General features: G+C 69.2%; 14 protein-coding genes. 9 read left to right on the top strand and 5 right to left on the bottom strand.

From position 1 onward, the window contains the following. Positions 1-26: 26 nt before the first annotated feature. The 3 genes from AC1DVT_RS00070 to AC1DVT_RS00060 are packed head-to-tail and all read left to right on the top strand — an operon-like array spanning position 27 to position 1,566. Positions 27-389 carry a PadR family transcriptional regulator gene (locus AC1DVT_RS00070; RefSeq protein ID WP_477385450.1) on the top strand — a complete coding sequence of 121 codons (363 nt, stop codon included), beginning with the start codon at positions 27-29 and terminating at the stop codon, positions 387-389. Then, on the top strand, positions 386-1,423 hold the full coding sequence (locus tag AC1DVT_RS00065) for a hypothetical protein (protein ID WP_477385448.1): 1,038 nt from the start codon (positions 386-388) through the stop codon (positions 1,421-1,423). The genes AC1DVT_RS00070 and AC1DVT_RS00065 overlap by 4 nt, the downstream gene beginning before the upstream one ends. Continuing rightward, positions 1,420-1,566, top strand: coding sequence for a hypothetical protein (locus tag AC1DVT_RS00060; RefSeq protein WP_477385446.1), 147 nt, complete (start codon positions 1,420-1,422; stop codon positions 1,564-1,566). Before AC1DVT_RS00065 ends, AC1DVT_RS00060 begins: the two co-directional genes overlap by 4 nt. Before the next feature lie 15 nt (positions 1,567-1,581). On the opposite strand, the gene AC1DVT_RS00055 is transcribed toward AC1DVT_RS00060, so the two are convergent. Further along, a complete protein-coding gene (locus AC1DVT_RS00055; RefSeq protein WP_457099770.1) occupies positions 1,582-3,009 on the bottom strand; it encodes a CCA tRNA nucleotidyltransferase in 1,428 nt (475 codons plus the stop codon). A 41-nt stretch (positions 3,010-3,050) separates the two neighbouring features. After that, entirely contained in the window at positions 3,051-4,610 is a 1,560-nt protein-coding gene (locus AC1DVT_RS00050; RefSeq protein WP_477385520.1) for a DUF7059 domain-containing protein, read from the bottom strand. Positions 4,611-4,745: 135 nt separating this feature from the next. On the opposite strand from AC1DVT_RS00050, the gene AC1DVT_RS00045 reads away from it, so the two are divergent. From AC1DVT_RS00045 to AC1DVT_RS00025, 5 genes are all read left to right on the top strand, one after another. Beyond that, entirely contained in the window at positions 4,746-6,908 is a 2,163-nt protein-coding gene (locus tag AC1DVT_RS00045; RefSeq protein WP_477385444.1) for a DUF6049 family protein, read from the top strand. Further along, positions 6,905-8,506 carry a murein biosynthesis integral membrane protein MurJ gene (gene murJ / locus AC1DVT_RS00040; protein ID WP_477385442.1) on the top strand — a complete coding sequence of 534 codons (1,602 nt, stop codon included), beginning with the start codon at positions 6,905-6,907 and terminating at the stop codon, positions 8,504-8,506. Before AC1DVT_RS00045 ends, murJ begins: the two co-directional genes overlap by 4 nt. Before the next feature lie 74 nt (positions 8,507-8,580). Continuing rightward, positions 8,581-9,567: a thioredoxin-disulfide reductase gene (gene trxB / locus AC1DVT_RS00035; protein ID WP_477385440.1), complete on the top strand. Its 987-nt coding sequence runs from the start codon at positions 8,581-8,583 to the stop codon at positions 9,565-9,567. Between the two features lie 92 nt (positions 9,568-9,659). Beyond that, entirely contained in the window at positions 9,660-9,983 is a 324-nt protein-coding gene (trxA, locus tag AC1DVT_RS00030) for a thioredoxin (RefSeq protein ID WP_457099775.1), read from the top strand. 203 nt (positions 9,984-10,186) lie between these two features. Continuing rightward, positions 10,187-10,606: a YciI family protein gene (locus AC1DVT_RS00025; RefSeq protein WP_457099776.1), complete on the top strand. Its 420-nt coding sequence runs from the start codon at positions 10,187-10,189 to the stop codon at positions 10,604-10,606. A gap of 2 nt (positions 10,607-10,608) precedes the next feature. On the opposite strand, the gene AC1DVT_RS00020 is transcribed toward AC1DVT_RS00025, so the two are convergent. Then, on the bottom strand, positions 10,609-10,956 hold the full coding sequence (locus tag AC1DVT_RS00020; RefSeq protein ID WP_457099777.1) for a tryptophan synthase subunit alpha: 348 nt from the start codon (positions 10,954-10,956) through the stop codon (positions 10,609-10,611). Here AC1DVT_RS00020 and AC1DVT_RS00015 point away from each other — a divergent pair. Then, positions 10,955-12,265: an RNA polymerase sigma factor gene (locus tag AC1DVT_RS00015; protein WP_477385437.1), complete on the top strand. Its 1,311-nt coding sequence runs from the start codon at positions 10,955-10,957 to the stop codon at positions 12,263-12,265. The genes AC1DVT_RS00020 and AC1DVT_RS00015 overlap by 2 nt on opposite strands. Here AC1DVT_RS00015 and AC1DVT_RS00010 read toward each other — a convergent pair. Continuing rightward, positions 12,250-13,233: a ParB/RepB/Spo0J family partition protein gene (locus AC1DVT_RS00010; protein WP_477385435.1), complete on the bottom strand. Its 984-nt coding sequence runs from the start codon at positions 13,231-13,233 to the stop codon at positions 12,250-12,252. The genes AC1DVT_RS00015 and AC1DVT_RS00010 overlap by 16 nt on opposite strands. Next, positions 13,233-14,162: a ParA family protein gene (locus AC1DVT_RS00005; RefSeq protein ID WP_477385433.1), complete on the bottom strand. Its 930-nt coding sequence runs from the start codon at positions 14,160-14,162 to the stop codon at positions 13,233-13,235. Before AC1DVT_RS00005 ends, AC1DVT_RS00010 begins: the two co-directional genes overlap by 1 nt. Positions 14,163-14,226: the final 64 nt, after the last annotated feature.

The following is a 14,226-nucleotide window of genomic DNA, read 5'->3' as shown; positions in this document are numbered from 1 at the left end:
CGCATAGTGAGTCGCGAGGAGGCGGGATGGATACCACCCAGCTGTTGAAGGGGGTGCTCGACGCCGCCGTGCTTGCCGTCGTCCAGCACGACGACGCGTACGGGTATGACATCGTCCGGCGCCTCCGGGATGCCGGACTCGGCGACGTCGGCGACGCCTCGGTCTATGGCACCCTGCGCCGGCTCTACAGCGCGGGCGCGCTGTCGAGCTACGTCGTTCCGTCCGACGGTGGGCCGCACCGCAAGTACTACGCGATCAACGCGCAGGGCCGGGAGATGCTCGCCACCCAGCGCGTGGAGTGGGGAAGCTTCGYTGCCGCGATGTCGGGCCTGCTCGACGTTCCAGCTCCCGCCACCAAGACCCTGCGCACGATCGGAGAGAACCGATGACCGCGACGACCACGGCCCCAGAGATCGCCGCCTTCGCGGCATCCGTCCGCCGGCATCTCGACGACCTGCCCGCCGATGACGTCGACGATCTCGTCGATGGCCTCGAAGCCGATCTTCTCGAGCAGGCCGCCGAGAGCGAGGGCTTCGAGATTCCGGATGCCGCGACGTACGCTGCAGAGCTGCGCGCGGCCGCGGGGCTCCCGGAGCGGGCCGAGACGCCGGCGCCTGGCCCGACGGTGCGGGAACGGGTGATCGCGTCCGGCGCTGGCATGCTTCGGCGGATTCGCGCGAATCGTGCAGGAGCGTGGACGATCGACCTGCTCGTCGCACTCCGCCCGGTGTGGTGGCTGCTGCGCGGCTGGGTGCTGTACTTCGGCCTGGGCATCGTGACCGGGATCGGAACTCTGCTGCCCGCGAGCGCCGCGGCGGTCGTGCTTTTCGCCGCGATGATGCTGCTGAGCATCCAATGGGGCCGTGGTCGCTGGTTGCCCTTCGCGTGGCTGCGGGTGGTGCGCGTGATCATCGACATCGCGGCGGTGATCTTCGTGCCGGTTCTGCTCGCTGCCCTCATGTCATACATGTCGGGTCCGAGTGGCGGGGTCGAGTATGTCGACACCAGTCAGCCCGGCCTCACCATCGATGGCGAGCGCATCCGGAACATCTTCGTGTACGACGCCGACGGCACTCCACTCACCGACGTGCAGCTCTTCGATCAGTCCGGCCGGCCGCTCACCACGGTTGGTGATGCGGGCGGAACGACGCCGGTCGACGACTACTTCCTGTACGGCGGCGGCCCCGTCCCCGTCGCGTTGTCGGTACCCGGTCGTGCCCCGATCTGGAACGTATACCCCCTCGCTGAGCTGCCGGCCGATGCTCCCGTCGACGACACCGGCAACCCGGACACGTCGAAGGCGACGACGCCGATCTTCCCGTTCCCCTTCGTCCCGGCGGTTCCGGTCACGGCAGCGGATGCCGCCACTCCGGCCGTCACCCCCGCCGCCACGCCGGAGCCGACTCCCGCGGTGACACCGTGATCGCCGAAACGCAGACGGCCGCGATCACCGAGGCGCCCGCCCACGAGGCGATCGTGGATCCGGCATCCGTTCTCACGCCAAAGGGGGTGGTGAGCATCGACGTCACGTTCCTCGTGCGGGCTGCCCTGGCCGCCAGCCCCTGACCCCGCGAGGGCGGGTCAGCCGCGAGCGGCCCACCAGTCGCGCAGGCGCCGCTCGGCCTCTTCCTCGCCGATGCGGCCCTCATCGAGGCGGACGTCGAGGAGGAACCGATACGCCTCGCCGACCTCGCGGCCGGGGCCGATGCCGAGCACCTCCTGGATGCGGTTGCCGTCGAGCTCGGGACGCATCGCGTCGAGCTCCTCCTGCTCGGCCAACTCGTCGATGCGCCGCTCGATGTCGTCGTACGCATGCGCGAGCCGCGACGCCTTGCGCTGGTTGCGGGTCGTCACGTCGGCGCGGGTGAGGATGTGGAGTCGATCCAGTTCGGCTCCGGCATCCCGCACATACCGGCGCACGGCCGAATCGGTCCACGCGCCTTCGGAATAGCCGAAGAACCGCAGGTGCAGCTCGATGAGCCGGCTGACGACATTCGTGGTGTCGCTGTCGAAGCGCAGGGCCTGCAGGCGTTTGCGGGCCAGTCGCGAGCCGCGCACGTCGTGGTGATGGAAGGTCACGCCGCCGCCCGGCTCGAGCTTTCGGGTCGAGGGCTTGCCGATGTCGTGCAGCAGGGCCGCCAGGCGCAGCGGCACGTCGGGCGCGGCATCCGGATTCCTCATGCGCTCGAGGGCGATCGCCTGCCGCAGCACGGTCAGCGAGTGTTCGTACACGTCCTTGTGATGGTGGTGCTCGTCGATCTCGAGGCGCAGTGCCGAGACCTCGGGAAGGAACTGGTCGATGAGGCCGGTCTCGACGAGGAGACGGATGCCGCGCACCGGGTCGTCGGTCTGCAGAAGCCGCACAATCTCGCCCTGGACGCGCTCCGGGCTCACGATCGAGAGGGTGGATCGCAGTTCGGCGATGGCCGCTTCGGTCCCCGATTCGACGATGAAGCCCAGCTGGGCGGTGAAGCGGGCGGCGCGCAGCATGCGGAGGGGGTCGTCGCCGAAGCTGACCCGCGGATCGGCCGGAGTGCGCAGGAGCTGGGACAGCAGGTCTTCGACCCCGCCTGTCGGATCGACCAGGGTGCGCTCGGGCACCCGCAGCGCCATGGAGTTGACCGTGAAGTCGCGGCGCACGAGGTCCGCTTCGAGGGAGTCGCCGAACGCGATCGTCGGCTTGCGCGTCACCCCGTCGTAGCTGTCGGCACGGTAGGTGGTGATCTCGACCTGCTCGCCCGCGATCCGGGCGCCGATCGTGCCGAACGCGCGCCCGATGTCCCAGTGCGCGGAGCTGATCGGCTTGACGATCCGGAGGATGTCGTCCGGGCGGGCATCCGTGGTGAAGTCGAGGTCGTTCGTCGCGTGGCCGAGAAGTGCGTCCCGCACCGGGCCGCCGACGATCGCGAGCTCGAACCCTGCGTCGGCGAACGCGCGGGCGAGCTTCGCCACCACGGGAATCTCGGCGAGCGCGCCGAGGCGGGCCACGCCCTCGGCCATCTTGAGCATGCTTCGAGCCTACCGAGGCCTGCCTCAGAGAACGGTGGGGGTCAAGGCAGGCGCAGGAAGCCCGTGAAGACCAGTTCGCGCACCCGCGGCAGGATGTCGGCGCGCAGGAGCGCGGCGTCCACCTCGAGGAGGTCGGCGATGGCATCGATGAGCACGCCGACCGCGAGGTCGCCATCGCACGCGCCGACGAGCGCCGCCGTGCCGGGGTCGACCTGCAGCGTGCGGCCGAACCCGCCGCCCTGCCGCAGTTCGATCACCTGCGGTGCCTCATCGCCGGGCAGCTGGTGGCGCGCCTCGGTGACATCGGAAGCGACGACGAGGACGGATGCCGCGAGCCCCGCGTCGTCGAGCGCCGCGAGCCTGTCGTGTGCGGCGAGGGCCTCGCCGAGGTGACCGCCGAGGCTTCTGCCCACCGGAAGCGGTTGGCCGAGCCGCTCGTATCGCTCGAGACTCGGCGCGCCGACCGGACGACGCAGCAGCACGTAGCCGAACCCGATCGTCGAGACCCCGCGGGAGGCGAAATCGTCGAGCCAGGCGTCGATCAGCTGCGCGTATGCCGGGGTGCCGGGCAGCGTTCCGCCGTCCCGGATCCACAGCTCCGCATACGAGAGCGGGTCGAGCACTTCGCGCTCGACGACCCATGCCTCCAGGGGAACAGCGGATGCCGCGACCCACCCGCGCACCCGGTCGAGACCATCGAGCCCGTCGCGCGTCTCCCAGTTTCCGAGCAGCTGGGCGACGCCCCCTGGCTCGAGATGCATCCCGACCTGGGAGACGAACGCCTCGACCAGGGCGTCGCCGACCAGCCCGCCGTCGCGATACTCGTAGTCCGGCACTCCGGCGGCGCGCGGGGTGATGACGAACGGCGGATTCGAGACGATCCGGTCGAAGCGCTCGCCCGCGACCGGCTCGAACAGGCTGCCCGCGCGCGTCTCGATGGCGTCCACCCCGTTGAGCAGCGCGTTCAGCCGAGTGAACGCCAGGGCGCGGGCGGAGATGTCGGTCGCCACGATGCGGTCGACGGTCTGGCGTGCACGGAGGGCCTGGATGCCGCATCCGGTGCCGATGTCGAGTCCTCGACCCGCGGGCGTCTCGAGCTGCAGGCCGGCGAGCGTGAGCGACGCACCGCCCGCGCCGAGCACGTGCGACTCCGGCAGCGGACCGCCCAGCGCCGCCTCATCGAGGTCGCTCGCGATCCACCACCCGGTGCCGGCGGAGGCGTCGCCCGAGGCGTCGGCGAACGGCTGGGGGCGCACGAGCGCGAGGGGACGGATGGCGGAGCCCTCCGGCGTTACGACGTGCTCTGCGAGTCCGAGTGCGACGAGGCCATCCGCGCCGGTGCGAGGGAGCGCAGCGTCGACGAGCTCCGCCGGCTGCGGCATCCCGAGCACCAGTATTCGGCCGAGGACCGCGAGCGGGTCCGCGCGATCGCCCAGCGCGCGATCAGCCGGCCGCCGCAGTCCGCGTGCGATCGCGTCGTCGGCGACGTCGCCCCACGCCGACCGCAAGGCCTCGGCATGGAATCCCGCGTCGCGCAGATCCGCAGCGAAGGCGGCGCACCGGGCAGGATCAGGGTCGGCAGGAAGCGGTGTCGGCACCAGGCCATTCAACCGTGCCGACCTGACACCGCGTCCAGGACCGGTGAACTGCGAGCGGCGATCAGGGGTCTCATCGGGGCGGACCGTAGAATCGCACAGACCGTGCGGCCCGCAATCGCACAGGAGCGAACCCCCATCATGACCGTTGCCCCCGAGCCGCCCGTGCGCCCCGCACGGCGGTTTCGTGCACGCACGAGGGGTCTCATCGCCGGCCTCGTCGCCGCTGCAGCGCTGGTCGCGTCGCCGCTTTCGGCGGTGGCTGACACGACGCCGTCACCCACCCCGAGCCCCACGCCGGGAGAGGCGATCTTCACCCTCGCCCCTGTCGGCAACGGCATCCTCAGGCCGGGGGAAGCGCTGTACGCGTCGGTCACGCTGGAGAACGGCACGGCTGCCTCGGTAGAGCCCGGGAACCTCGCGCTCGAATTCTCCGACGAGGCGCTCGCCACCCGCGCCGCACTCGACTCCTGGCTCGCCGGCGAGACGGCGGACGTCGCACTGACGGAGGTGGCGTCCGAGGTCATCGGCGCCGTCGGTCCTGGTGCCGAACAGACCGACAGCCTGGTGGTCGCCGCCGACGCGCCCGGCCTGAGCGGGCTCACGCCGGGCGTCTACCCGCTCGTCGCCACGCTCACGACCGCCACCCGCACTTTCACGTCGACGAGCGCGATCATCGTGCCGGACGACTCCGCCTCGCCGATCGGACTGGGCATCGTCGTGCCGATCACGGCCCCGGCGACCGCGGAGGGGCTCCTGACGGCACTCGAGCTCACCGACCTGACCGCCCCCAACGGCTCCCTCACCGCCCAACTCGACGCCGTCGACGACACCGAGGCGATCCTCGCGGTCGACCCGGCCATCCCCGCCGCGATTCGCGCGCTGGGCACCTCCGCCCCACCCAGTGCGCTCAGCTGGCTCGCCCGACTGGAGGGGCTCGCCAACTCGCGTTTCGCCCTGCAGTTCGGAGACGCGGATGTCGCGGCCGAGGTGCAGGCCGGGCTCGTGCCCCCGCTTCAGCCGACCTCGTTGCAGGCCTATCTGGCACCGGTCGACTTCGCACCGGTGACCGAACCGTCGCAAGAACCGACGCCCACCCCCAGCCCCTCGGTCGACCCCCTCGCTCCGGTCTATCCCGACCTCGACACCCTCCTCGACATCGGCGCAGGGCGGGCGGGAGTGTTCTGGCCGGCGACCGGCACCGCAGGCGCCGCGGTCGTCGAGACGCTCGGGGCACTGACGGTCGACGACCAGCACGGGCTCACGATGATCCCGTCCGAGACGACCGCGCAGGGTGCGGACGGCTCGACCGTGGCGGCGCGCGGCTCCGACCACGATGCGGGTGCCTTGATCTACGACTCCGCCGTCTCCCGCGAGCTTCACGAAGCGTCGCTTCAGGGCGAATCCGCCATCCGCGGCGCGCACCTCACCGCGGCGACCGCGTATCTCGCGTTCGCGGTCGGCGAGACCGACGGAGCCCCGCTCCTGGTCACCCTCGATCGAGGCGAGGACCGCTCGCGGGTCGCCCTGCGGACTGCGATCACGACCGCCCTGGGCGCGCCCGCCGTGAAGCCCATCACGCTCGGCGGTGTCGTGAACTCGACTGCCGCCTCGGTCGCGGTCGACGACGCAGCGGTCGACGACGCACGCGTGGCCACGGCATCCGCCCTCGCATCGGAGGAAGCCGCCCTCACCCAGTTCGCCACCATCCTCAGCGACCCGTCTCTGCTCACCGGACCCGAGCGGGCCGAGATCCTCCAACTGCTGGGCAACGCGTGGATCCCCACGCCCGAGCCATGGAATGCGGCGGTGATCGCACACCGTGCCGAGACCGCCGAGACGCTCGACTCGGTGGGCATCCTGCCGCCGAGTCAGATCCAGCTCATCAGCTCCGGTGCCGGCATTCCGGTGTGGGTGCGCAACGACCTCCCGTACCCGGTGACCGTGCAGCTGCTGGCATCCCCTGACGATCTCCGCCTCGAAGTTCAGCCGGTCACCGTGGTCACGGCCCTGCCCAACAGCAACACACGGGCCGAAGTGCCGGTTCAGGCGCAGATCGGCAACGGCGACGTCACGCTCACGCTCTCCCTCCAGAGCACTGCGGGCGTCGCCATCGGGCAGCCGCAGTACGCGGATGTCCACGTCCGCGCCGACTGGGAGGGGATCGGCATCGTCATCCTCGCGATCCTCGCCGGTGGTCTGCTCGTCCTGGGTCTGGTGCGCACCCTCCTGCGCCGCCGTAACGCCCGACGCTCAGCAGAAGTCGCGTCCGACGCTCCTACCCCCGAGGATCCCGCCCCGTGAGCGGTATCGCGCGGGCGAGCGTCCTGATCGGCGCCGGCACGATCGTCTCCAGAGTCACCGGGCTGCTGCGCACCATCGTGCTGGTCGCCGCGGTCGGCGCCATCGGCTTCGCCGGCGACGCGTTCGCGGTCGCCAACCAGCTGCCGAACAACATCTACGTGATCATCTCGACCGGACTCCTCACGGCCGTGATCGTCCCGCAGATCGTGAAGGTCAGCGCCCACGCCGACGGCGGCCAGGCGTTCATCTCGAAGCTCCTGACGCTCGGCACCGTGGTCCTCATCGTCACGACCGGCCTGGCTATCGCGATCGCACCGTGGCTCGTCGCGATCTACGCTCCGGACTTCACGCCTGACCAGCTGGCGCTCGCCACCGCGTTCGCCTATTGGTGCCTGCCCCAGATCTTCTTCTACGGCGTCTTCGCACTGCTCGGCGAGATCCTCAACGCCCGGCGGGTGTTCGGCCCGTACACGTGGGCCCCGATCGTGAACAACCTCGTCTCGATCACCGGGTTCACACTCTTCATCGTGATCTTCGGCCCCGGCCAGACCCAGGTCGAGGACTGGACCCCTGAGATGATCGCGCTGCTCGCGGGAACAGCAACGCTCGGCATCGTGATCCAAACCGTCGTCCTGCTCCTCTTCTGGCGACGGGCCGGGCTGCACCTGCGCCCCGATTTCCGCTGGCGCGGTGTCGGCCTCAACCAGCTCGGGCGGCTGGCCGGCTGGACGTTCCTCATGGTGATCGCGGGGCAGCTGGCTGGATGGATCCAGTCGCGGGTCCTGTCCGGGGCATCCGGAGAGGCGGCGGCGAACCTCGTCGTGCTGAACGCCTGGCTCATCTTCATGCTCCCGTACTCGATCATCGTGCTCTCGATCGGGACGCCGTACTTCACGCAGCTCAGCGAGCACGCCCATGCCGGACGCGACGACGATGTCCGCGGCGACATCGGCCGCAGCATCCGCACCCTCGGCCTGTTCATCGTGATCGCGACGGCCGCGCTCATGGCCGCCGCGATCCCCGCCTCGCGCATCTTCACCGACTCCGCCGACCAGGCCGTCGATGCCGCGCTGGTGCTGATCTGCTTCCTGGTGGGGCTCGTGCCGTTGGCCGTGCTGTTCGTCATCCAGCGCACGTTCTACGCCTACGACGACACCCGCACCCCGTTCTTCTTCACCCTGCTGCAGTGCACGCTCGTGGTCGTGACCGCTCTCGTCGCGGCGTGGATCCTCCCCGTCGACGTGCTCGCCGCCGGTGTCGCGCTCGGTCAGTCCCTGTCGAGCCTCGTTCAGGTGATCGTTGCGACATTCCTGCTGCGCCGGCGCCTCGGCCGCATCGCCGTGCGGGTGTGGATGCTGTCGCTCGGCCGGTTCGCGCTCGCAGCCGTCCCGGCGGGCGCCGCAGGCTGGCTCATCTTCGAGCTCTCCGGAGGCGTCGAGGGATGGATGGCGTCGGATCGGCTTCTCGGAGCGATCGGGACGCTCGTCATCGGCACCGTCTCCGTCCTCGTCTACGCAGGGTTCCTGGCGCTGCTGCGGGCGCCGGAACTCGGCCCGGCCGTGGCGATGATCAAGGGCATGCTGCCCGGACGCCGCTGACACACCCAGGTTTCGTGGAATGCCACGCGGCTACCATGTGTTGAGGCATCCGGAACCATCAAAGGAGGACGCACGTGCGTCAGGTGATCATCATCGGGTCGGGTCCGGCAGGCTACACGGCGGCTATCTACGCTGCCCGCGCGAACCTCAACCCCCTCGTCGTGGCAAGCTCCGTCGAAGCAGGTGGCGAGCTGATGAACACGACGGATGTCGAGAACTTCCCCGGTTTCCCCGAGGGAATCCAGGGCCCCGACCTCATGACCAAGATGCAGGAGCAGGCCGAGCGCTTCGGTGCCGAGGTGCTCTACGACGATGTCATCGAGCTCGACCTCGACGGTCCCGTCAAGCGCGTGAAGCTCGGCAGCGGCGCCTCCCACGAGGCGGAATCCATCGTGTTCGCCACCGGATCCGCCCACCGCAAGATCGGCATCGCCAGTGAAGACCGACTGTCGGGTCGCGGCGTCTCGTACTGCGCCACCTGCGACGGATTCTTCTTCCGCGAGCGCGTCATCGCGGTCGTCGGCGGGGGCGACTCCGCGATGGAGGAGGCGACCTTCCTGACGAAGTTCGCCTCGAAGGTCTACGTGATCCATCGCCGCGGCGAGCTGCGTGCCTCCAAGATCATGCAGGACCGCGCGTTCGCGAACCCGAAGATCGAGTTCGTCTGGAACAGCGAGGTCTCAGAGATAATCGGGACGGATGCCGTCACCGGCGCCGTGCTCACCTCGACGGTCGACGGCTCCACCCGTGAGCTGCCGCTCGAGGGTGTGTTCGTCGCGATCGGCAACGACCCCCGCACCCACCTCGTGCACGGCAAGCTCGAACTGACTGCCGAGGGAACGGTCTGGGTTGACGGGCGCTCGTCGCGCACGTCAGTGACCGGAGTGTTCGCGGCCGGCGACGTCATCGACCCGACCTATCGACAGGCCGTCACGGCCGCCGGCAGCGGGACGGTCGCCGCCCTCGACGTCGAGCACTACCTCGCCGCCCTCGGCGAAGCCGGCGCACCCGATGTGAACGCCGACCAGATCGACGCCCACGTACGGGTCGACGCCGCCTGAGCCCCACCGTCGCATCGTCGGTGCAGGCTCGGGAACACTCTCGCGCCCATCGACGTTCCACCGAACGAGAAGACTTCCACAAAGGAGAACACATGACTGCCAAGTCGACCACCTCGCAGACCTGGAAAGAGGACGTGCTGGAGGCCGACGGCCCCGTGCTCGTGGACTTCTGGGCGGAATGGTGCGGGCCGTGCCGGATGGTCGCGCCTGTGCTCGACCAGATCCAGGCCGAGCACCCCTCGAAGATCACGGTTCTGAAGCTCAACGTCGATGAGCACCCCGACCTGGCGATGAAGTACCAGATCACCTCGATCCCCGCGATGAAGGTGTTCAGCAAGGGCGAGGTGCAGACCACGATCATCGGCGCCAAGCCGAAGTTCGCCCTTGAGCAGGACCTCGCGGAGTACCTCGCGTAGACCTTGACATTGACGAAATCCCCGGTGCGCCTTTCCTGCGCTCACCGGGGATTTTCGCATACATGCTTCGATCGGCATCCATCGACATCTGAAGAGTTTTGCCTCAGACTGTCGATCTGGGCCCCGACCGTTCGACGTGCAGTGTGAGGCAGGCGTTCAGGCCCCTCCGAGCGCAGGCTCGTACACCGAGAAGGAGCAGGAACATGCGTTACATGATGATCATGCAGGTCGAGCCCGAAGCAGCCGCCCGCGCCTCAGAAGACCTCGACATGGAGCAGGTGGTCGCCGTGATGGGCGCCTACAACGAGGAGATGCAGAAGGCCGGCGTGTTCCTCTCCGCCGAGGGCCTCGCCGATGCGAGCGAAGGTTTCCGCGTCGACTTCTCCACGGTGCCGCCGGTTGTCACGGACGGCCCCTATGCGGAAGCGCGCGAGGTCTTCACGGGATTCTGGATCCTCGAGGTGGCCACTCGCGAGGAAGCCGAGCACTGGGCGAAGAAGTGCCCACTGGGCCCCGGGGTGAGTCTCGAGGTGCGGCGTGTCAACGAATTCTCCGAAGTCGACCTGCCCGAGGACAACGAATGGCTCCAGAAGGCCCAGGAGTGGCGCGCGGCTCAGGTGTGAGCTCAGGACGCGTCGGCACGCACCACCGCATCCCAGCGGCGGTGCGTGTTCGCGTCGCCGAGCAGCCGCCACACCGCACGGGTGAGTTCCGGATACTCGAGGGCGATCTGTCGCAGCACGCGATAGTGGCGCGCCGCGTTGGGGCGCGCTCCATCGTTCGCGGCGATGTTCTCGGCGCGCAGCATGAACACCACGAGTTCATCGACGCTCGGCAGGTCTTCCATGAAGTCCCAGGGGTCCTCACCGGCGCGCAGGCGCTCGTGGACGACGGCGGCGAGTTCGTCGGATGCCTCGGCACGAAGCAGTTCCAGGCTCGCCCTGCGGCGGTGGGGCGTCTCGTCCAGTCCCATGCCACCAGCCTACGTCGACCGTCCGGAGACGCCGCTCACCATGGGTGACGACCGCACCCGTCGCGCCGTCGAAGCCGTCTGGCGTGCCGAATCCGCACGCATCGTGGCCGCGCTGACCCGGTACACAGGCGACTTCTCGTGGGCGGAGGATCTCGCCCAGGCGGCGCTCCTCGATGCGCTCGTGGCGTGGCCCGAGAGCGGAATCCCGGACAATCCGGGAGCCTGGCTGATGACGGTCTCCAAACGGCGCGCCGTGGACGGCTGGCGGCGCCGGGAACGGCTCGAAGAGCGCGAAATCCTCCTGGGAAACGAGCTCATCGGGGGCGAACACCGGGATCCGGTGGCGCAGGCAGGGGATCCGGATCGGATCGACGATGACGTCCTGCGGCTGGTGTTCATCGCCTGCCACCCGGTCCTCGCCCCACAGGCACGGCTTGCCCTCACCTTGCGCACCGTGGCCGGCCTCACTACCGAGCAGATCGCGCGGGTGCTGCTGATCACCATCCCCGCCACGCAGCAGCGCATCGTGCGGGCGAAGCGCGCCCTCGCCGACTCAGGCGTGCCGTTCGAGGTGCCCGCGCGCGCCGAGCGGCCCGCACGGCTCGCGAGCGTCCTCCAGGTCTTCTATCTGCTCTTCACCGAGGGCTACGCGCCCACGGACGGCGCACACCCGGTGCGGCCCGATGTCGCACGTGAAGCGGTGCGCCTGGGGCGCCAGCTCGCGGCGATCACGCCGGACGAGCCCGAGGTGTTCGCGCTGATTGCACTCATGGAGTTCCAGTCGTCGCGGTTCGCCGCCCGGATCGGCCCGGACGGGCTGCCACTGACCCTCGCTAAGCAGGATCGCTCGCGCTGGGACCGCTCCGCGATCGAGCGGGGCCGTGCCGCGCTCGCGCGCGCCGAATCTTTCGACCGAGGACTCGGGTACTACGGTCTCCAAGCCGCCGTCGCGGCCTGCCACGCGCTGGCTCCCACGCCCCAGGACACCGACTGGGCGCGCATCGTCCGGCTGTACGACGCTCAACTGGAGCTTGCACCGTCCCCCGTCGTGCGGCTCAACCAGGCGGTGGCCATCTCGATGGCGCAGGGCCCAGAGGTCGCACTGCCGCTCGTGGATGCCCTGTCAGCGGAACTCGGTGACTTCCGCCCGCTGCACGCCGTCCGCGCAGAGCTGCTCGAGAGTTTGGGACAGGCGGATGCCGCGGCATCCGCCTTCCGCATGGCGGCCGCTCTTCCCGGCAACGACTCCGAGGCCACCCTGCTGCGCCGCCGGGCTGCCGAACTAGAGGACGCTCAGCGCGCGCCGTAGTCCGATTCGCCCAGTTCGTCGAGAATCCGGTTGAGATCCTGGATGCTCGCGAAATCTATGCTGATCTGGCCTTTTCTGGCGCCAAGAGCGATGCGGACGCGGGTGTTGAGGCGATCGCCGAGGCGTTCGGCCACCTCGTCGAGATGCGCCCGTCGCGCCCCGGGCTGAGGCTTGATCGGTCGCGTCGCCACGGCTTCCGGGGTCTTCGCGGCGGCTTCGGCGGCCCGCACCGAGAGATCCTCGTTGACGATCTTGTCGGAGAGCCGCTGCATGGCCTCGGGGGTGCCGAGCGAGAGGATCGCGCGTGCGTGACCGGCGGTGAGCACCCCGGCGGCCACGCGCTGCTGCACCGGCAGCGGAAGCTTCAGCAGGCGGATCGTGTTGCTGATCTGCGGACGGGAGCGCCCGATTCGGCCGGCGAGCTCTTCCTGCGTGATGCCGAAGTCCTCGAGCAGCTGCTGGTAGGCGGACGCCTCCTCGAGTGGGTTCAGCTCCGAGCGATGCAGGTTCTCGAGCAGCGCATCACGCAGAAGATGCTCGTCGGCGGTGTCGCGGACGACGGCGGGGATCGAGTCGAGGCCGGCCTCCCGCGCCGCACGCGTGCGGCGCTCGCCCATGATCAGCTCGTAGGTGCCGTCACCGCGGTCGCGCACGATGACAGGCTGCAGCACGCCGAATTCGCGCACACTGTGGACGAGTTCGGCGAGGTCATCCTGGTCGAAGTGCGTCCGCGGCTGGCGCGGGTTGGGAACGATCGTGTGCGGATCGATGTGCACGAGCCGCGCGCCGGGCACCTCGACCAGATCGGGGGCAGCTTGCTCGATCTCTGTGTCGGTGTCGGTGTCGTCGCTGATTCTGGGGTTGAGGGACGCCCCAGGGAAGAACACGTCGACGGGACGCGCCTCGGTGCTCTCACTGGTCGGGATCAGGGCGCCGATCCCCCGCCCCAGGCCGGTTCGCTTGGCCATCAGTCCCCCTTGGTCGCGGATTCGCTGTCCCGCTTGATGATTTCGACCGCGGCTTCGCGGTACGCCACAGCTCCAGCCGACTGCCCATCGTAGGCGATCACCGTCTGGCCGAAGCTCGGCGCCTCTGAGACCCGCACCGAGCGCGGGATCACGGTGCGAAGCACTTCGTTGGCGAAGTGCTCGCGGACTTCCTCGGCGACCTGCTGCGCCAGGCGGGTGCGCCCGTCGTACATCGTCAGGAGGATGGTCGAGAGGCGAAGCTGCGGATTCAGGTGCTTCTGGATCATCCGCACGGTGCTGAGGAGCTGACTGAGGCCCTCGAGTGCGTAGTACTCGCACTGAATCGGGATCAGGAGCTCGCGCGCAGCCGTGAAGGCATTGATCGTCAGCAGTCCGAGCGACGGGGGGCAGTCGATCAAGACGAAGTCCAGTCGCTCTTCGAGCCCCCGAAGGTAATCGTCGAGCGCGGTGCGCAGCCGATGCTCTCGAGCAACCTGCGAGACCAGCTCGATCTCAGCGCCGGCGAGGTGGATCGTGCTCGGCGCGCACAGCAGGTTGGGAGACTCGGGACTGGTCTGAATGATGTCCGCGAGCGAGAAGTCGTCGATCAGCACGTCATAGATCGAGGGAATGTCTGCGGTATGCGGCACCCCGAGCGCGGTGGAGGCGTTGCCCTGCGGGTCGAGGTCGATCACAAGGACCTTCGCCCCGATCGCTGCCAGCGACGCCGCGATGTTCACGGTGGTGGTGGTCTTGCCCACCCCACCCTTCTGGTTCGAAACCGTCAGGATGCGGGTCTGGCCACTCAACGAGATGGAGACCGCTTCGAGGKCACGGCGGCGGGCCGTCAGATCGGCGAGTTCGCGAGCCAGTGGGGTGTCGTCGATCGAGAAGGGTGCGGCGGCCCCCGCGTTCTCGGGTTGTTTCACGTGAAACACCCTCCCTTTCGCGTGCCGTCGGAACTCCTCGTCCACTCTAGTCGCGCCCGCCCCC

The sequence above is a fragment of the Microbacterium sp. P2_F9 genome (genome assembly GCF_056403635.1).
This window is presented reverse-complemented; position numbering and strand designations above follow the sequence as displayed.

What these genes read in the sequence shown, in the direction of transcription:
- AC1DVT_RS00065 (WP_477385448.1), top strand. Translation starts at nt 386, where the DNA reads ATGACCGCGACGACCACGGCCCCAGAGATCGCCGCCTTCGCGGCATCC.
- AC1DVT_RS00055 (WP_457099770.1), bottom strand. Translation starts at nt 3,009, where the DNA reads ATGCTCAAGATGGCCGAGGGCGTGGCCCGCCTCGGCGCGCTCGCCGAG.
- AC1DVT_RS00045 (WP_477385444.1), top strand. Translation starts at nt 4,746, where the DNA reads ATGACCGTTGCCCCCGAGCCGCCCGTGCGCCCCGCACGGCGGTTTCGT.
- trxA (WP_457099775.1), top strand. Translation starts at nt 9,660, where the DNA reads ATGACTGCCAAGTCGACCACCTCGCAGACCTGGAAAGAGGACGTGCTG.
- AC1DVT_RS00025 (WP_457099776.1), top strand. Translation starts at nt 10,187, where the DNA reads ATGCGTTACATGATGATCATGCAGGTCGAGCCCGAAGCAGCCGCCCGC.
- AC1DVT_RS00015 (WP_477385437.1), top strand. Translation starts at nt 10,955, where the DNA reads ATGCCACCAGCCTACGTCGACCGTCCGGAGACGCCGCTCACCATGGGT.
- AC1DVT_RS00020 (WP_457099777.1), bottom strand. Translation starts at nt 10,956, where the DNA reads ATGGGACTGGACGAGACGCCCCACCGCCGCAGGGCGAGCCTGGAACTG.
- AC1DVT_RS00010 (WP_477385435.1), bottom strand. Translation starts at nt 13,233, where the DNA reads ATGGCCAAGCGAACCGGCCTGGGGCGGGGGATCGGCGCCCTGATCCCG.